At 70.3% G+C, this 17,327-nt stretch carries 18 protein-coding genes; 10 read left to right on the top strand and 8 right to left on the bottom strand.

Going from position 1 to position 17,327, the window contains the following annotated elements; genetic code table 11:
• Window positions 1–95: 95 nt before the first annotated feature.
• Genes IF17_RS0108850 through IF17_RS0108840 form a run of 3 tightly spaced genes read left to right on the top strand, consistent with a single transcriptional unit; the run spans window position 96 to window position 3,231 of the window.
• On the top strand, window positions 96–1,247 hold the full coding sequence (locus tag IF17_RS0108850; protein ID WP_030563895.1) for a Gfo/Idh/MocA family protein: 1,152 nt from the start codon (window positions 96–98) through the stop codon (window positions 1,245–1,247).
• Window positions 1,244–2,398 carry a dihydrodipicolinate synthase family protein gene (locus tag IF17_RS0108845; protein WP_030563893.1) on the top strand — a complete coding sequence of 385 codons (1,155 nt, stop codon included), beginning with the start codon at window positions 1,244–1,246 and terminating at the stop codon, window positions 2,396–2,398. The genes IF17_RS0108850 and IF17_RS0108845 overlap by 4 nt, the downstream gene beginning before the upstream one ends.
• Window positions 2,395–3,231 (top strand): sugar phosphate isomerase/epimerase family protein, encoded by an 837-nt coding sequence (locus IF17_RS0108840; RefSeq protein WP_030563891.1) that lies wholly within the window; start codon window positions 2,395–2,397, stop codon window positions 3,229–3,231. Before IF17_RS0108845 ends, IF17_RS0108840 begins: the two co-directional genes overlap by 4 nt.
• A 282-nt stretch (window positions 3,232–3,513) precedes the next feature.
• Here the strand turns inward: IF17_RS0108840 and IF17_RS0108835 are convergent, their stop codons facing one another.
• Window positions 3,514–3,936, bottom strand: a complete 423-nt coding sequence (locus IF17_RS0108835; protein WP_030563889.1) for an RNHCP domain-containing protein — start codon at window positions 3,934–3,936, stop codon at window positions 3,514–3,516.
• The gene (locus tag IF17_RS0108830) at window positions 3,933–4,274 is read right to left on the bottom strand and encodes an RNHCP domain-containing protein (RefSeq protein ID WP_032771825.1); all 342 of its coding nucleotides are present in this window, start codon (window positions 4,272–4,274) and stop codon (window positions 3,933–3,935) included. The genes IF17_RS0108835 and IF17_RS0108830 overlap by 4 nt, the downstream gene beginning before the upstream one ends.
• A 381-nt stretch (window positions 4,275–4,655) precedes the next feature.
• On the opposite strand from IF17_RS0108830, the gene IF17_RS0108825 reads away from it, so the two are divergent.
• The 3 genes from IF17_RS0108825 to IF17_RS0108815 all read left to right on the top strand — a co-directional run bounded on the left by IF17_RS0108825 (window position 4,656) and on the right by IF17_RS0108815 (window position 6,470).
• Complete coding sequence (locus tag IF17_RS0108825) at window positions 4,656–5,192, top strand: TspO/MBR family protein (protein ID WP_030563885.1); 537 nt, start codon at window positions 4,656–4,658, stop codon at window positions 5,190–5,192.
• Between the two features lie 66 nt (window positions 5,193–5,258).
• Window positions 5,259–5,999: a class I SAM-dependent DNA methyltransferase gene (locus IF17_RS0108820; RefSeq protein ID WP_030563883.1), complete on the top strand. Its 741-nt coding sequence runs from the start codon at window positions 5,259–5,261 to the stop codon at window positions 5,997–5,999.
• 201 nt (window positions 6,000–6,200) lie between these two features.
• The gene (locus IF17_RS0108815; RefSeq protein ID WP_030563881.1) at window positions 6,201–6,470 is read left to right on the top strand and encodes a hypothetical protein; all 270 of its coding nucleotides are present in this window, start codon (window positions 6,201–6,203) and stop codon (window positions 6,468–6,470) included.
• Between the two features lie 112 nt (window positions 6,471–6,582).
• Here IF17_RS0108815 and IF17_RS0108810 read toward each other — a convergent pair whose 3' ends face one another.
• Window positions 6,583–8,628, bottom strand: a complete 2,046-nt coding sequence (locus tag IF17_RS0108810) for a PA14 domain-containing protein (RefSeq protein ID WP_051883928.1) — start codon at window positions 8,626–8,628, stop codon at window positions 6,583–6,585.
• A 1,312-nt stretch (window positions 8,629–9,940) separates the two neighbouring features.
• Between IF17_RS0108810 and IF17_RS1000000139660 the strand changes: the two genes are divergently transcribed.
• Both IF17_RS1000000139660 and IF17_RS0108795 read left to right on the top strand, forming a co-directional pair.
• Complete coding sequence (locus IF17_RS1000000139660; RefSeq protein WP_018511332.1) at window positions 9,941–10,153, top strand: hypothetical protein; 213 nt, start codon at window positions 9,941–9,943, stop codon at window positions 10,151–10,153.
• A gap of 129 nt (window positions 10,154–10,282) precedes the next feature.
• A complete protein-coding gene (locus IF17_RS0108795) occupies window positions 10,283–11,665 on the top strand; it encodes an eCIS core domain-containing protein (RefSeq protein ID WP_030563875.1) in 1,383 nt (460 codons plus the stop codon).
• A gap of 241 nt (window positions 11,666–11,906) precedes the next feature.
• On the opposite strand, the gene IF17_RS0108790 is transcribed toward IF17_RS0108795, so the two are convergent.
• The 3 genes from IF17_RS0108790 to IF17_RS0108780 form a co-directional block, all read right to left on the bottom strand.
• On the bottom strand, window positions 11,907–12,620 hold the full coding sequence (locus IF17_RS0108790; protein WP_030563874.1) for a VOC family protein: 714 nt from the start codon (window positions 12,618–12,620) through the stop codon (window positions 11,907–11,909).
• Between the two features lie 104 nt (window positions 12,621–12,724).
• On the bottom strand, window positions 12,725–12,949 hold the full coding sequence (locus IF17_RS0108785; protein WP_030563872.1) for a DUF397 domain-containing protein: 225 nt from the start codon (window positions 12,947–12,949) through the stop codon (window positions 12,725–12,727).
• Window positions 12,936–13,760, bottom strand: coding sequence for a helix-turn-helix domain-containing protein (locus IF17_RS0108780; RefSeq protein ID WP_030563870.1), 825 nt, complete (start codon window positions 13,758–13,760; stop codon window positions 12,936–12,938). The genes IF17_RS0108785 and IF17_RS0108780 overlap by 14 nt, the downstream gene beginning before the upstream one ends.
• Window positions 13,761–13,990: 230 nt before the next feature.
• Here IF17_RS0108780 and IF17_RS0108775 point away from each other — a divergent pair, with 230 nt between their 5' ends.
• Window positions 13,991–14,380, top strand: a complete 390-nt coding sequence (locus IF17_RS0108775; RefSeq protein ID WP_030563868.1) for a hypothetical protein — start codon at window positions 13,991–13,993, stop codon at window positions 14,378–14,380.
• Here the strand turns inward: IF17_RS0108775 and IF17_RS0108770 are convergent.
• Together IF17_RS0108770 and IF17_RS0108765 are read right to left on the bottom strand one after the other, a co-directional pair.
• Entirely contained in the window at window positions 14,353–14,859 is a 507-nt protein-coding gene (locus IF17_RS0108770; protein ID WP_030563866.1) for a DUF6584 family protein, read from the bottom strand. The two genes, IF17_RS0108775 and IF17_RS0108770, sit on opposite strands and share 28 nt — an antisense overlap.
• A 77-nt stretch (window positions 14,860–14,936) precedes the next feature.
• Complete coding sequence (locus IF17_RS0108765; RefSeq protein WP_032771806.1) at window positions 14,937–16,586, bottom strand: MFS transporter; 1,650 nt, start codon at window positions 16,584–16,586, stop codon at window positions 14,937–14,939.
• 144 nt (window positions 16,587–16,730) lie between these two features.
• On the opposite strand from IF17_RS0108765, the gene IF17_RS0108760 reads away from it, so the two are divergent.
• Entirely contained in the window at window positions 16,731–17,282 is a 552-nt protein-coding gene (locus tag IF17_RS0108760) for a MarR family winged helix-turn-helix transcriptional regulator (protein ID WP_030563861.1), read from the top strand.
• Window positions 17,283–17,327 lie beyond the last annotated feature (45 nt).

The following is a 17,327-nucleotide window of genomic DNA, read 5'->3' as shown; positions in this document are numbered from 1 at the left end:
GGTCACGTGCGGCGCCCCTCTTGTCCGGCCGCTGTCCGCAGGCTAGCGTCATCTCGTATAGAAAGCGCTTGCTACGGCTGTATGGAGGGAACTTCGTGACACGCAGGACAGTGCGCATCGCCATGAACGGCGTCACGGGTCGCATGGGATACCGGCAGCATCTGGTGCGTTCGATCCTCGCGATCCGCGAGCAGGGCGGCCTGGACCTGGGTGACGGCGAGGTGCTCTGGCCGGAGCCCGTCCTCGTCGGCCGCCGCACCCACGCCCTGGAGGAGCTGGCGGCCCGGCACGGCCTGACCGAGTGGTCGACGGACCTGGACGCGGTGCTCGCGGACGACACGATCGACATCTACTTCGACGCCCAGGTCACCTCGGCCCGGGTGGAGGCGATCAAGAAGGCCATCGCCGCCGGCAAGCACATCTATACGGAGAAGCCCACGGCCACGGACGTCGAGGGCGCCCTCGACCTTGCCCGCCTCGCCCGGGACGCGGGCATCAAGCACGGCGTGGTCCAGGACAAGATCTTCCTGCCGGGCCTGCTGAAGCTGAAGCGCCTGATCGACGGCGGTTTCTTCGGCGAAATCCTCTCCATCCGGGGGGAGTTCGGCTACTGGGTCTTCGAGGGCGACTGGCAGGAGGCCCAACGCCCGTCCTGGAACTACCGAACCGAGGACGGCGGCGGCATCGTCGTGGACATGTTCCCGCACTGGGAGTACGTGCTCCACGAGCTGTTCGGCCAGGTCACCTCCGTAACGGCGCATGTGCAGACGCACGTTCCGCAGCGCTGGGACGAGCACGGCAAGCCGTACGAGGCGACCGCCGACGACGCGGCGTACGGGATCTTCCAGCTGGCGGGCGGGGCGGTCGCGCAGATCAACTCCTCCTGGACGGTGCGGGTCAACCGGGACGAGCTGGTGGAGTTCCAGGTGGACGGTACGCACGGCTCCGCCGTGGCGGGCCTGCGCAACTGCCGCGTACAGCACCGCTCTTCGACCCCGAAGCCGGTCTGGAACCCGGACCTGCCGGTCACGGAGTCGTTCCGCGACCAGTGGCAGGAGATCCCGGACAACCAGGAGTTCGCCAACGGCTTCAGGGCGCAGTGGGAGCTGTTCCTGCGCCATGTTGCGCTGGACGAGCCGTACACCTGGGACCTGCTGGCCGGTGCGCGGGGCGTCCAACTCGCCGAGCTGGGACTGAAGTCGTCGGCGGAGGGGCGCCGCTTCGAGGTCCCGGAGCTGACGCTGTGACGGCGACCGTCCCCCTGCCCTGGGGCCCGCACACCCCGCGCGCGACTCCGCTCGACCTGGCGGCCGGTGGGGCGCGGCCGACCTCCCGTACGGTCTTCTCGGCGGCCCACGTGGTCGCGGACCCGTACGCGGACATCAGCCCGGACGACCCGGCGGCCGTCGACTGGGAGTCCACGCTCGCCTTCCGCCGCCACCTCTGGTCGCACGGCCTGGGCGTCGCGGAGGCGATGGACACGGCGCAGCGCGGGATGGGCCTGGACTGGGCGGGCGCGGCCGAGCTGATCCGCCGCTCGGCGGCGGAGGCGAAGGCGGTGGGCGGGCGGATCGCCTGCGGAGTCGGCACCGACCAGCTACTTCCCTCCTCCGAGCCGACGTTGGCCGAGGTCAGGTCGGCGTACGAGGAGCAACTGGCCCTGGCCGAGGCGAACGGCGTACAGCCGATCCTGATGGCGTCCCGCGCCCTGGCGAAGGCGGCGCAGGGCCCGGAGGACTACCTGGCCACGTACGCACACCTCCTGCGCCAGGCCTCGGAGCCGGTGATCCTGCACTGGCTGGGCCCGATGTTCGACCCGGCGCTGGAGGGCTACTGGGGCAGCGCCGACCTGGACGAGGCGACGGACACGTTCCTGAAGGTCATCGCCGAACACCCGGACAAGGTCGACGGCATCAAGATCTCCCTCCTGGACGCGGCCCGCGAGATCGACGTACGCCGCCGCCTCCCGAGCGGGGTGCGCTGCTACACGGGCGACGACTTCAACTACCCGGAGCTGATCGCGGGCGACGAACGCGGCTTCAGCCACGCCCTGTTGGGCATCTTCGACCCGCTGGGCCCGCTGGCGGCACACGCGGTACGGGTGCTGGACACGGGAGATACGGCGGGCTTCCGGGCCCTCCTGGACCCCACGGTCGAACTCTCCCGCCACCTCTTCCAGCCCCCCACCCGCTTCTACAAGACGGGCGTGGTCTTCCTGGCCTGGCTGGCCGGCCACCAGGACCACTTCACGATGGTGGGCGGATCGCAGTCGGCGCGCTCGCTGCCGCACCTGGCGAAGGCGTACGAACTGGCGGACGGATTGGGCCTGTTTTCGGATCCGGACCTGGCGGCACACCGTATGCGAGCGCTGCTGGCGGTCAACGGAGGCGCACGATGAACGTCGAACGCCTGGCCCGCCTCTCGCTCAACCAGGAGACCATCAAGCAGTGGTCGCTGCCCGAGCTGGCGGAGGGGTGCGCCAAGGCGGGGATCGGACAGGTCGGCCTGTGGCGGGCGCCTGTCCAGGCATACGGCGTAGAGCGCACGGCAAGGCTCCTCTCCGATGCCGGGCTGGCGGTCACCAGCCTCTGCCGGGGCGGCTTCCTCACCGCCCTGGACCCGGCGGACCGGGCCGCCGCCCTGGACGACAACCGCCGGGCGATCGACGAGGCGGCGGCCCTCTCCACGGACACCCTGGTCCTGGTCTCCGGCGGCCTCCCGCCCGGCAGCCGGGACCTGTACGGGGCGCGGGAGCGGGTGGGTGACGCGCTGGCCGAGCTTGCGCCGTACGCGGCGGGATGCGGCGTACGCCTGGCGATCGAACCGCTGCACCCGATGTTCGCGTCGGACCGCTGCGTGGTCTCCACCCTGGCCCAGGCCTTGGACCTCGCGGAACGCTTTCCGGCCGAGCAGGTCGGGGTGGTCGTCGACACGTACCACGTCTGGTGGGACGACCGGGCGCCCGAGCAGATCGCTCGCGCCGGGGCGGGCGGCCGCATCCACTCCTTCCAGCTGGCCGACTGGATCACCCCGCTCCCGGCGGGCGTTCTGCTGGGCCGGGGCCAACTGGGCGACGGCAGCGTGGACTTCCGCGCCCTCCGTGCGGAAGTGGAGGCGGCGGGCTTCGACGGCCCGATCGAGGTGGAGATCTTCAACGAGACGCTGTGGGCCCGGGACGGGTCCGAAGTCCTGGCCGAGGTCGCGGAGCGCTTCGTACAACATGCCTGCTGAGAGCCCTCATCAAGGCCCAAGGTAAAGAGATCGTAAAGGGCTGCAACCTTTGCGTACCCTCCCGGGTCACACATGGCGTCGGGACTTCCGGGGAGGGGTCCGGGGGGAACGGGAAGGCCCGACGGGGGGAAAGCGAGGGGGGTCCGGCCGCAAGGCCGGGCCCCATTCTTGCTTTCCGCTCTCTTCTTGCTTTTCGGTGAGCGGACCGCGGACCGCGGGCCGGGGACCGGGGGCCGCCCGGTGAACACCGGACGGCCCCCGATCACAGCACGGCCCCCCGGCTCACAGCGCGAGCATGACCCGCGAGGCGGGGATACCGGCGTCCGCGAGCGGCCGCAGCGCCAGCCGTATCAGCGCCAGAGCGTTGTCGTCGCCCGCGATGCGGTTGGCGCTGAGTTCGCCGCAGGTCAGACAGAGGTGGATGAGCATCCACTCCCCGTCAGCCCGCACCGACAGGCTCAGCGGCGTCATCCGACCTCCGCAGCCCGCCGCCCGGTCACCCGGCACCCGCCGGTCCACGTGCAGGCTGACCAGGCAGGACGGGCAGTGGTTGCGATGGGCGGTGCCCGGCGCGACCAGGGAGACATCGAGCCGGCAGCCGACGCACCGGAACGCGTCGCCGCGCGCCCCGGCCGGCCCGTGGAGGACGTCCTTGGCCCGCTGGGGCCGGCGCTGCCCGCCCGGCCGGGCTTTGCGCCGCGTCACAGGTCACCGAACGCTTCGAGCGGGAACGGCGGCTGAGCCAGTGGACGTACGGCCATCCGCATCAGGATGAGCTGGTTGTCGTCCCCGCAGACGGGGTTCGAGGTCAGCTCGTCGCAGCGGACACAGCGGTGGACGACCATCCAGTCACCGGTACGGAGCACCGCGATGGAGATCGGGGTCATCCGGCCCTCGCAGTCGGAGGGCCCGCCCTCGACGTGGTCGACGAGGTGCTGGGAGTGCAGGCAGCTGGGGCAGTGGTTGCGCCGGCTGCCATCGGGCGCGGACGCGGCGACGGTCAGGCCGCAGCGGACGCAGGTGAAGGTGGAGAGGGAGGACATGGCTGAGCGGTGCTGGGGGTGGTCGTGTGACACCCGGATACTCCTTGCCGAAGGTGAGGAACAAAGCAGCAGGGAAGTACCGAGCACCCCTCGCGGCGGAGGGCCGGAGCGCCGGAGGCCGTGGGAGAAGGGCTGCAGGCCGTGGAGCGTCAGCAGACGGTGAACGTACGGCTGCGCAGGCGGTCAGGCCCGGTCACCCCGGCGTCGTGGGCGCGACGAGGGAGGCTCGGAGTCACTGACCGGGGCATACATCAACTGCTTTCCAGGGCACACGGCCCAGAGGTCACCTGCGGTCGGCACCGCGACAAGGCGGAAGCACCGTAACAACGGGAAAGGGAGCCGGACCACCGAATTACGGAACACAGGAACAGGAGTACGCCCATGCCACAGAGCCCCACCAATCGCACCACCCCCGCAACCCCCACCACCTCCACCGCCGGAGCGACACCATCCCGCCGGAGGAGCTGGCTCACGCTCCTCCTGCTGCTGGCCCTCTGCTACGGCGTAGCCGCCGCCGGAGCGGCCGCGACAGGTGACGCGGGCAGCACATATGCCGCCCTGGACCGGCCGGCCTGGGCGCCGCCCGGGTGGCTCTTCGGCCCGGTGTGGACGGTGGTGTACGGGATGATCGCGGTGGCGGGCTGGCTCGTGACCCGCCGCCCCGGCCCGGGCCGCCGGCCGGCGCTGGTGGCGTGGGGCGTACAACTGGCGCTGAACGCGCTGTGGACGCCGCTGTTCTTCGCCGCCGAACAGTACGGACTGGCCTTCCTGGACATCTCCCTCCTGCTGGCGGCCGTGGTGGCCACCGCGCTGCTCTGCGCCCGGGTGGACCGTCGCGCGGCCTGGCTGCTGGCGCCGTACCTGCTGTGGGTGGGCTACGCGGCGGCGCTGAACCTGGCGCTCTGGCTGGCGAACTGATCTCCATGGCCGAAGGCGGCTTAATACGTCGACAGAGCCCTGGGGTGCCCGGCAGAGTGTCCGCCCGTGACGAGCAGCGAACGATGGACCCGCGCGACCGCCGACCGCTACGACGCCGAGGAGACCGAGAACTCCTCGGCCGCCGTTCTCCATCCCACCCTCGACTTCCTCGCCGAGCTGGCCGGAGACGGCCGGGCCCTGGAGTTCGCCATCGGGACGGGCCGCGTGGGCGTCCCGCTCCGGGAACGCGGCGTACCGGTGGTGGGCATCGAACTGTCCGAACACATGGCAGCGGTGCTGCGCCGCAAAATCGACGAGGACACACTCCCGGTGACCATCGGGGACATGGCGACCACGGTCGTCCCCGGCGGATTCACCCTGGTCTACCTCGTCTACAACACCATCTCGAACCTGCTCACACAGGAGGAACAGGTCGAGTGCTTCCGCAACGCGGCACGTCACCTGGAACCTGGCGGCCGATTCGTCATCGAGCTGGTGTTGCCGCCCCTGCGCTCCCTGCCGCCCGGCCAGACCGCGGTGCCGTTCGACGTCTCCGAGCGACATCTGGGCTTCGACACGTTCGACCTGGTGGAGCAGATCCTCGTCTCGCACCACTTCACGCGCGACGGCGACGACGGCCGCTACCGCCGGGGCAACTCCCGCCACCGGTACGCGTGGCCTGCGGAGCTGGACCTGATGGCGAGGATCGCCGGCCTCGAACGGGAACGCCGGGTAGCGGACTGGGACGGCACACCGTTCACCCAGGACTCCACAAAACACATCTCGGTATGGCGCAAGCCGACCTGAAATTTCCCTTCCCCGGGACCAATCCGACCACCCTCGCCGCTCCGAACAACACCCTGAGGGCCCAGGCACCGGCCCTCACCTGCACCGTTCGGGGGTGCGGCGGCCTGCACCCCCGAACGGCTGCCACCGCACCGACACACTCACCACCGAACTGCGGCAACGGGGGCGACTGGCTGGGCGCCCGGGGGGTATCCGGCGCACATGGCCTTCATGAAGCGTGTAGCCCTCGCCCCTCGCGCTGTACGCCAGCTGCGGCGCGTCCGCTCGGTCTACCTGGGCGGCATGGTGCTCTCCCTGCTGGGACTTTTCCTCCAACTGGACCGCGACGGGGGCGGCGGCCGCCAGATGGAGATCATGACGGTCATCCTCCTGGCGTTCACGGCTCTGTTCGGCCTGACGATCGTCCAGCTGTGGCGCCACACGAGGACCGCCCACTGCAGCACGGCGAAGAAGCTGACCCCGTCCGTCTGACCGGCGCCGCCGTCCAGCGCCGTAGGCACGCCGGTGACCACTCAGCAGGTGAAGGGCCTGCCCTCCGCTCCGGATGAGCCCGGCAGATGCGGAGGACAGGCCCCCAGGTTCCTCAGACGCGGTCCTGGAAGACGATGTACCACGGGTACGTCCCCACCACGGTGCCATCGGCCGTCACGGCCTCAAGCGTGTAGAAGTACGTGTCCCCCTTCGTCGCCGTGGCGTCCTCCCACGTACGGGCGCCCGCCGGGAGCAGTCCGTCGTGCTGGGGCTCGTATGCCTTGGCCGTCGGGTTCCACCGGCTCACGCGGAAGCCCGTGACCGTGGCGCAGCGGGCCGTGTCGGTGCACTGCCAGTCGATGGACGGACGAGTGGCCGTCCGGTTGTGTCCCAGGCTGCCGAGGCTCCAGTCCCGGGTGACGGTCACGGACGGCCGGACGTCGCGTTCGGTGGCCGCGACCACGGTGACCTTCGGGTCGCTCGGGTGCAGCGTGTTGCCCCAGTGGTCCTTGGCCACCACCGCGTACACGTGCGTCTGGCCGTCCGGCAGGTTGCCGCAGAGGATCGCGAGCCAGTTGCTCGTGCCCTCCGAGCAGGTGTCGGGACCGAGCCACGTGACCGTGCCGTCGGCCTGCCGGGCGCCCTTCCACACCACGTACTCGTCGATGTCGTCCTCGGGCGAGGCGGCCCAGCTCACCAGCATGCCGTCGTTGCGCGGGGTGACCTTCACTCCGGTGACCGGGCCGGGTGCCACGGTGTCGCCGGTGCGGACGACGAGCGGGGCGGAGTACGCCGACTCGTTGCCGTACGGGTCCACCGCCGTGACGGCGTACGTCACATACGTGTTCGTGGGCATGTCCACGTCGTAGCAGTTGCCGCCGTTGCCGGCGTCGTCGCTCTCCTCCGCGGCGCAGGTCACCTGGGTTCGCGCTGCCGGGTCGAACGTCTTGCCGGGCGAGCGGTACACGCGGTAGTACCCGCCGTTGTCGTAGTCCTCGGTGAAACTGTCGGGCTGGTGCCAGTGCAGGTCGGTGTAGCCGGGACGGGCGACGACGTTGAGGTCGGTCGGGGACTTCGGTGGCATCCGATCGACGCCGTCGCTGGTGACCGCCGCGTACGCACCCGGGTTGCCGACCGCATCAAGGGCCCGGACCCGGTAGTACGTGTTCTTGTTCACGGCGCCGTTCGTCCGGTACGACGTCGTGGTGGTCGTGCCGCGCAGCTCGAACGGTCCGGTGGGCGCGGGCGAGGCGTACACCTCGTACTTCGCCGCGTCGGCGGCCTTCTGCCAGTTCAGGGTGTCGTGCCACCCGTCGCCGGTGGTGACCACAAGCCCGGTGGGGGCGGCCGGCCCGGTGCGGTCGACGGTCGTCGCTGTCACGTCCGGGCTACCGGTGGACTCGCGGCCCGCCTTGTCGACGGCGCGGACCTCGTACAGAAAGGTCTGACCGGTGGCGGGCGGGGCGTCGACGAAGGACCGGGTGGTCAGCGCGGACGTCCCGCTGACCTTGGCCCAACTGGTGGTGCTCAGCCGGCGGTACACGCGGTACGCGGCGAGGTCCATCTCCTTGTTGGCGGCCCAGCGCAGGGTGGTCCTGGCCGTCGTCCGGTCGTACGCGGCGGTGAGCCCGGTCGGGGCGAGCGGCTTGACCGTGTCGACGGCGGCCTCGGTGCGCGGGGTGTAGGTGAAGGCGGCGTTGGCGACGCCGGTCCAGGCCACGAAGTCCACGCGGATCGTGTGCTTGCCTGCCGGGATGGTCAGGTCGACGGTCTTGCGGACGGTGGCGGAGACGTTCTTCCACAAGTTGATCTTCCGCACACCGTCGACGTAGACGCGCATGCCGTCCTGCGTAGCGGCGGAGAGCCGGAAGGGTCCGCCCGAGCCGAAGTCACGGTTGAGGGACCAACGGACGGAGAAGTTGTCCTTGGGCAGCGTGACGCCGGCCGGGTCGCCCTTCCCGTAGCTCTCGCTGATGGCGGTGTCACAGGCGGTGAGTTTCGGCGTGCCGCTGAAGGTGGAGTTGCCGAAGTACTGCGCCTTCCAGGCAGGAGAGGTGCAGGTGACCGCCGCGGAGGCGGGGGCGGCGGCGGTCACCAGGCCACCGGTGGTGGCGAGCGCGGCCGTCGCGGCCAACGCGGACAGCCGGGTACGAGTCATCACAGAAAAAAGGCCCCTTCCGGACCGAGCTAGATCATAAGAAAAGTCAGGCGCCTGTGTGACTCGTGAGTCGGGGGCAGGGTTGTCTGGACCCTCGTACGTTTTTTCGGTCAGCGTCCCGCCCTCTCACCCGTGGCCGCGGCCCGGCGTCCAGGTGCCACGCCACGACGGGCGGAGCGGGTTGTGCACGTCGTCGACCGGCACACCGTTCAGACCTGGACGGAACAGCCGCTCATACAGGGAGGGCGGCGAGAACGGCGGCCTCTTCGTGAGTGGGGTGCGCTAGGTACTGCCGAAACCAGGAGACCTGTGGCCGTCGGCCTCAGACGGTTCTGAGCAGGTCGGGGAGGTCGGTCATGCGTGCCTTGATGTCGGCGGTCTCGGCGGTCTCGGCGGGTGGGGCCGGGGCCTGATCGGTGTCGGGATGGTGGATGGTGCGGCAGGGACGGCAGAGGCCGTCGGGGAGGGCTTCTGGTTGGCCGGGGCGGCCGCAGTCGGTGTCCGGTACCCAGAGGAGCAGCAGCGGTCTGGCGGAACACCCCCGCGTGCGCGGGGACCACGGCATCCCGCCGTGACCGAGGCCGCTGGGGCGCGGAACGCCCCCGCCTGCGCGGGGACCACACGAACGCCCGCGCCTGCTCTGCCAGGTACACCGGAACACCCCCGCCTGCGCGGGGACCACTCTTCCTGACCTGCAGGTTTATAGGGGATTTGCCAACCCTTGACTCACTGGCGCGTCCCTCACCCTCACATGGTGACAGAGCTGAACTGTCAGCACAGGCACAAGCCCCGCGAAGCCGATTGAGCCGTCGCATCGACCACCTCAAGGCGCAAGGCGTAACACAGGCAAGCACACTCCCCTCCAGGAGCCCAGCGCCAATCAACCCGCGTCCCCGCGCTTCGCCCATCCGCCTCCGTCCCCGTCCCTGGCCAGCGTCAAGCCGTACGGCTGCCCAATCTGTACGGGTGAAGCCACAGCCGATCGCCGCCATGAGCCCCAACACACCCACCACGATGGCCATCCGCGCCGCCGACCCAGGGACAAGGAGCCATCGTGTCGGATCACGCCCCGGACCATCCGCCGAAGACCCCGCCCCCGCCGAAGCGCCCGGTCTCCCCGCCGCGTCCGGAGACCGGCCTCGCAGCTACCCCGCGTGCCCGGACACTGGTTCGGAACCGAAGATCCGCGAACTGGCAACTCCCAAGCGAGCCTTGGACTCCGAAGAAGGCCTCGGGCCACGTGCTTCTCCGGCTGCGTGAGTGGGGTTTCCGGGAAGCGGGCCGTGCCGCAGCCGAGTTGACGGAGTTACTCGTGCGCACCGCGGTCGCGGACGGCGGCCGCAGGGTGTCCGTGCACCTCGCGGACCAGGGGCAACAGGCCCTGATCGTCGCGCTCTCGCACCAGCCGGCGCATGAGGCCGCGAACGGCACGGTGCTCCCAGAACTCACCCGCCTCGGCGCCGTGTCGTGCGGCACGGACACCGCAGAAGACGGCCGACGGGTGTGGGCGGTGCTCGACCTGTAAGCGACTTGACCCAGCAGCGGCGCGCTGGGTCTGCGCCAGCCGCCCTTCTCTGCCGCGCGCGAGCCTGATAGAGCTTTGCTACGGTCAACCCCAGCCGGTGCGGGGGCCGTTGACGGCTAGGAGTGGCTCGTGCACGGTAGGGCGCATCACCCGGACCACGACGAGGCGTCGCCCATCAGGCCGCCCGTCGGCAGAAGTGTGCGCGTCCCGGCCCTGGCCGATCAGGAGATCCGTCCCAACACGCCCCTGCCCCCGGCAACCGCCGATTTCCTCCAGCGCTCCATCGGCAACGCCGCGCTCGCCCAGATGATCGAGGACCAGCGCCACGTCCACGACCCCTCCCGCGGCCACCACCCGGACACCGCGGCCGCAACGGAGTCCGAGGCCAACCCACCCGTACAGCGCTCCAGCGTGCACGACGTGCTGCGCTCGCCCGGGCGGCCGCTCGCCGAACCGGTGCGTACGGAGATGGAGTTACGCCTCGGCGAAGGCTTCGAGTCCGTACGCATCCACGACGGCGCCTCCGCCGCTCGCTCCGCCTCCGAGATCGGCGCCCGCGCCTACACCTCCGGCGACCACGTCGTGCTCGGCCAAGGCGGCGCGGACAAGCACACCCTCGCCCACGAACTCACCCACGTGATCCAGCAGCGCAAGGGCCCGGTGCCCGGCACCGATACCGGATCCGGGCTGCGCGTATCGGACCCCTCGGATCACTTCGAGCGCGCGGCCGAAGCGAACGCCACAGCTGCCCTGGCCCGCCCCCTCCCCGCCCCGGCGGCGGACCGGGACCGCCTCTCCCCGGGCTCCGGCCCTGTACTGCTCGGCGGGGCGAACACCGCAGGCCACTCCTCTCCATCGCCCATCCAACGCGCTCCCTCCACGGGGAGCACGGCCACCGGCACCGGTACCGCCGCCCCCGTCGCGTCGCAGGCCGCGCTCACCAACCTGCCGGCGGACGAGCTGGAAGGCGAGTGCGGCTACTTCGAACGCAGGCGGCAGCTGAGCGTCAACCCGCCTCAGCAAGGATTGATCATCCAGGAGATCAACCGGGTCTTCGCGGTGGAGCAGTGGGACGGCTCGGCGTGGACGGCCCTGCCCGCCGCAAACATCGACGCCTACGTCACAGCCAAGCGATCCAACGTGTTCGCCTCCGTCGGACGCTACTGGGAGCTGTGGATCGTCGACGCGCAGGGCAACGTGTCCGACGGAGGGGAAGACACCTTCTCTCTCGCCTCCATCATCCCGGGGAAGAAGCGCAAGGACACCACCCGGGGCACGTACACGATCACCGGTGACGCGGCCTTCTATCCCACCACCGTCGCGCCGGGCGCGCTGGGATTCACCCAGGGCGGGGCCGGGCCCGCCGGGGGCCTGTTCAGTACGCTGACCGATCCGTCGGGCGCCATCGCGGCGAGCGGACTCGTCGCCACCGGCCAGCCGGTCCACTGCCAGGTCCACGTGGCGTGGGACAGCTCCGCGCCGGACAGGTACTCGACCGTCACCATGACCTGAGCCCCCAGAGGTGGGCACAAGCTGACCGGGACACACTCACGAGTGGAACGGCCGGCCGTAGATGCGGACCGGACCAGACGGGACCAGACCGGACCAGACCGGACAGCGGTCATCCGCCGCGGCCGCACGCTTGTCCGCAGGATGACCCCTTTGGTCGCTTCCCTGGTTCGGCTGTTTATGCAGCTCAGCGCGGCATCTTGCCCCGTGCGCCGCGGTCCAAGGTCTGCCTCGCCCCCGCTGTTCACCCCCGAAGATCACTCAGCCGGGCAAGGGCATCGTGCGCCGTCTCCCGCTCCTCGGCGCCGAGTTGGACCGCTGCCGCCTCCTCCAGCCAGCCCCGAGCCCCCTCCTCATCTCCCAATCGCTGCGCGATGTCACCGCGCAGGACGAGCAGTCGCACCCTCTGTGCCGGGGTCGGCTGCTCGTCCTCCAGCTTCAGCACCCGGTCGATGATCTTGGCGGCCCCCGGATAGTCCTGCTTGGAGTCCGCGAACAGGTCCGCCATGTGCAAGGCGCGGGCGAAGGTCTCCTTCGGTGCGGTGGCCGGCTCCTCCTCGCCGCCTCCGCTGATCACCTGGCCCACCCGGATCGTGTTGCCGGTCGGATCGGTCGCCAGGAACTGCCGTACCCCGTACGACATGTCCTTCAGCGGACCGATGCGCGGCAGCCCGCGCGTCGGAATGCGCCCGTACGCCGCCTTGAGGCCGGACCGGAAGGCCGCGTGCAGGCCGTCGACGTCTTCGGTGAGCACGTAGCAGCTCGAATGTGACGAGGCCGGGTCGTAGTCCTTCATGCCGTACAGCTGGAGCTCGACGGCTCCCCGCTCGACCACCGCGTATGCGTACGGGCTCTTCTGTAGTTGCGTCGTCTCGAAGCCCAGGGCTGTGTAGAAGTCGACCACGGACTGGATCAGTTCCGTCCGGCAAGGCAGCAGCGGAATGGTTTTCTCAGTCATGGCGCCGACCCTAGTCAAGTTTGATTAGCTGGACAATGGGACATGACAGCGGCCCCGTCAGGTCGGTGACCGTGACGGGGCCGCTGGTGAGTCGTCGTCGTGCGTCAGGCGGAGAGCTCGCCATCCTTGACGGCGGTGACGAACCGGGTCCAGCCCTGGGGGGAGAAGGCGAGCGCGGGGCCGACGGGGGTCTTGCTGTCGCGTACGGGGACGGTGGCGTAACCGCGGGCGACCTCAAGGCACTCGCCCTGGTTCCCGCCGCTGTAGCTGGACTTGAACCAGCCCGTGAGGGTGGACGCATCCACAACGCTCCGCCTACTGCTGACCATGTTCGTGCTCCTCCGCTGCGGCCCGCACGCGGGCCACCGATTTCTGGTGCGACAACGCATCGCCCAGAGCGAGATCGTAGGCGGTGCGGCTGAACGCCACCAAGCGCGGATCGTCCATCAAGTTGCCCGTCTGGAAGCCTTCGACGTACGCCACCGGAGCGGAGTCCGCGAAGCTCATCAGTGTCAGCAGGCTCTGCTGGAGGGAGTGAGCCCCAGCCTCGAATGGCAGCACGTGCAGCCGCAGCCGTCCCGCCTCAGCCATGTCCGCGATCTTTCGCAACTGCTTGGCCATCACCTGAGGTCCGCCGACCCGGCGTCGCAGGACTGCCTCGTCCAGCAGGGTCCACAGCACCGGATTCGTCGGACCGTCGAGAACGCGGGCACGCTCTGTTCGGATGACGACGTCCTGGTCAATCTCTTCCCGGCGATGGTTGGGCTTGTATGCCTGGAACAGGGCCCGTGCGTAGCCGTCCGTCTGCAGTAGGCCTGGAACGAGCGTCAGCGCAAACTGCTGGATGAGCACCGCCTGCTGTTCCAACTCCGCTACGGCCGCGAAGTTTTCGTCGTACTTCGTCTCCAGGTCCTGCAGCCACCGCTCGAAGAACCCGTCCGTCCCCAGCGCCCGGTCGATTCGCCGCGCGTCGTCCGGACTCGGCAGCCGCCGCCCCGCCTCGTAGTGGCTGATGAGCGTTGGTGAGCAGACCACCTTTTCGGCCAGCGCCTCCTGGGTCATCCCGGCGGCCGTGCGTCGCAGCTTCAGCTCCTCGCCGTACTTCTGTCGTGCCGTACGCGGCCGCTCGTTCGCCTTCATGCGCGCCCAACTCCTCGATCTGACCAGCGTGCTGTCATGCCCGACCCCCTGGAAGCGTAGCGACTCATGACCCCACTCTGTGATGGGTTCGCTACGGAAAGAAGCGGTACCCGTCCAGCACGAAGACGAGAAAGCAGGCCCCCCATGATGTACGCCCTTGCCCGGTCCCCGGAGCCGCTGCCACCACCCCCGAGCCCTTGCCCCGGCCGTGGTGGAAGCGAGGTCGTCGCATGAGGGTGACCGGTGGGAGCAACGCCTCCGTCGCCCGGCTGCTGCCCTGGACGGGTACGGGCGGGAAGCCCTGCTACGTCGTCGGGGACGGCACCGGCTACGTGTCGCGGAAGGCCGGTGAGGTGGAGGAGATCCAGCTCGACATGGCGTACGAACTGCTCGGGCACGCCGACGGTCTGCTGACCGAGCCCGGCGTCACCGCTCCCGAACTCCACTTCCTCGCCCGCCGGCTGACCGAGTCCCTGGAGCAGGTCCAGCGCATCGCGGAGAGCAGAGGGTCCCGACTGGAGGCGGCACTCGCTCGGCCCGAGCCCGAGCCCCAGCCCGCTTCCCCTTCCGAGCCTCAGCTTCCGCCTCTGCCTCAGTCGAACAGCGACACCAGCCCGTAGACCCAGATCCCGAGGAAGGCGATGGTCAGCAGCAGGCACCCGATGCCCGTCAGGGCGTCGGTCAGCGGACTGATCTGCCGCGCGTCCCCCTTCACCTCCACCAGCCCGTCCCACGTGACCGGCCGCCCGACGATCTCCGAGGCGGCCTCCCGTACGGCGGTCAGTTGCCTGGCGGGGCACGGCGTCGGCGCGTCCGACTCCGTGCCCCGCCAGGCCATGGCCCGCATCCGGCGTACGGCGTTGGCGTACCGCTCCTCGAAGGCCGCCGTCTCCTCCGGTGAGCGGTCCTCCTCCAGGTACATCCAGCGGCCGGCCTCCGCCGGATCCCCGTACAGGCGGTACACCTCGGCCAGGCGGCGGCGGGGGGCGGGCTCGTGCGGGTAGGAGGAGACCAGGCCGCGCAGGCGCTGCCTCGCCACCGGTATGCGTCCGGCGGCGAGGTCCGCGTCCACGCGGGCCAGGGTGTCGTTCAGGGCCATGCGCTCATGATGGGGGCGGGGGAGCGGGACGTACGAGTGAGTTGTTCACCGGGTCGGGCCGCCCACCCCTTGACTGTTCAGCGGGGCGGGCCACCCGCCACTCCCTGCCGTCCGCCCCGCTTCTCCTCCTCCCGTGAGTCCGTACGCGCCTTCGGCGACATGAACAGCGTCGCCGCCAGTGCCAGGAGCAGCAGCCCCGCGCAGACGTAACCGGAGACCTGCACCCCCACCGCCATCGCCTCGCGCGCCGCCTCCGCCGCCGTCGCCGTACGCGGGTCCTCCGCGAACGCGCCGATCACCGAACCGGCCCTCTCCGTGACGATGTCGCCCAGCCGCTCCGCCTCACCGGCGGTCACCCCGTCCCGCGTGAGGCGGTCCGCCATGCCGGAGGCCAGGGTGCTGAAGAAGAGGGTCGTGAGGAGGGCGATCCCCAGTGCCGAGCCGAGTTCGCGCGCCGCGCTCTGGATCCCCGAGCCCTGTCCGGCGCTTCGGGCCGGGACGTCGACGAGCACGATGTTGGTGACCTGCGCCGTGGCGAAGCCGACCCCGACTCCGTACACGAACAGCGCGATCGCGATCAGCCACCACGCGCTGTCCGTCGAGGCGATCAGCGCCAGCATCGCCAGTCCCGCCGCCTCCAGCACCAGGCCGATCCGGACCTGAGCGAGGGCGGAGACCGTCGCCGACATGGGGAAGCTCGCTCCGGAGGCCGCGAAACTGCCCGCGGCCAGGGCCACCAGCGCCAACCCCGCCTGGAACGCGCTGTAGCCGAGGGCGAACTGGAGCCAGAGCGGCAGCACCGCGATGATGCCGAACTCACCGAGCCCGACCATCAGAGTGACGAAGTTGCCGTTCCGGAACGAGCGGATACGGAAGAGGCCCACGTCCATCAGCGGCTCGCCATCCGACCGGCCGAGCACCGCCTGCCGCCGCCAGAACGCCCCCAGGGCCAGGGCGGACGCGAGGAAGGCGACCAGAACGGGGGAGGGGCCGCCGCTCCATGTGAAGCCGCCGACCTCCAGCGGCTTCGTCGTCATCAGCCAGCCGTGCGTGCGGCCCTCGATGAGGGCGTACGCGAGCAGGCCCAGGCCGGCCGCCGACAGGACGGCTCCGACGCCGTCGATACGGCCCCGGGTGCGTGGCGACACGTCCAGGTACAGCACGCCTCCCGCCACGATCAGGGCGACGAGCGGGATGTTGATGCCGAAGGCCCAGCGCCAGGAGATGTCCGCGAGCCAGCCGCCCAGCAGCGGTCCCACGGCCGCCGCCGCTCCGATCGTGGAGCCCCAGATCGCGAACGCCTGGCCCCGGGCGCGGCCGGAGAACGTGGCGTTCAGCAGGGCCAGCGAGGTGGGCAGGATCATCGCTCCGCCGACGCCCTGGACGAACCGGGCGAGGATCAGCAGCCCGCCGCTGGGTGCGAGCGCGGCCAGCATGCTCGTCGCGCCGAACACCACGAGGCCCAGCAGGAAGATCCGGCGCGCGCCGTAGAGGTCGCTGAGGCGGCCGGTGACCAGGAGGAGGGCCGCGAAGGTGATCGCGTACGACTCCTGGATCCACTGGGCCTCGGACGAGCCGATGGACAGGTCCTCGATGATCGGCGCCAGGATCACATTGACGATGGTGATGTCCACGACGATCAGCGCGACGCCCAGGGCCACGGCGAGGAGGCCGAGCCACTGACGTACCGAGGGAGGGGTTTCCGCAGGCCGGGAAGGTTCGGGCATGGTGCTTCGACTCCCATGTTTGCTTTGCCGCAAAGATAGATAGCTTTGCGACAAAGGTAAATGGAGCGCGGTAGGTTGTCAAAGCGCGAACGGGAGCGGTAGCGGGAGCGGGAGAGAGGGTGGCGAGAGAAGGTGGACAGAGCTATGGCCAACGCCGATGCGGCAGCCGACGGGAAGGTCGGCGGCGGCGGTGACGACGACGCGACCCGCGTCGACCACCTCATGGACGGCCTGCGCGCCTTCGGCGCCAACTACACCGAGTTCACCCGCCGCTTCGCGACCTGGCTCGGGCTGCACTCCACCGATGCCGCAGCCCTGGTGGAGATCCTGTACGCCGAGGACCAGGGCACGCCCCTCTCGCCCGCCCGCCTCAGCGAGCGCGTCTCGCTCTCCTCCGGTGCGACGGCCATCCTCCTCAAGCGGCTCGAACAGGCCGGGCACATCGTCCGCACACGCGAGAGCACCGACCGCCGGGTCGTCACCCTGCGCAGCAGCCCGGACATCCGGCCGCGCGCCGAGGCGTTCTTCGGGCCGTACGCGGAACGGATGGCCGAGGCGATGTCCGCGTACTCGCCGCAGGAGATCCGGCGGTTCGAGGACTTCATCGGGCGGCTGCGGTCCACCATGGACGCCCTGCTCGCGGACGAGTACCGGGACGGCGGGCCCGCGGTACGGGACGGCGGGCCCACGGCGTAGGAAGGTCCCGGCCCGCGAACCGCACTGTCAGTGGCGGGCGGTAGC

Source organism: Streptomyces cyaneofuscatus (genome assembly GCF_000718135.1).
In the GTDB taxonomy this organism is placed as follows: Bacteria; Actinomycetota; Actinomycetes; order Streptomycetales; family Streptomycetaceae; genus Streptomyces; species Streptomyces cyaneofuscatus.
Note: the sequence above shows the minus strand (reverse complement) of the source record. Positions and strands in the feature narration are given on the sequence as shown.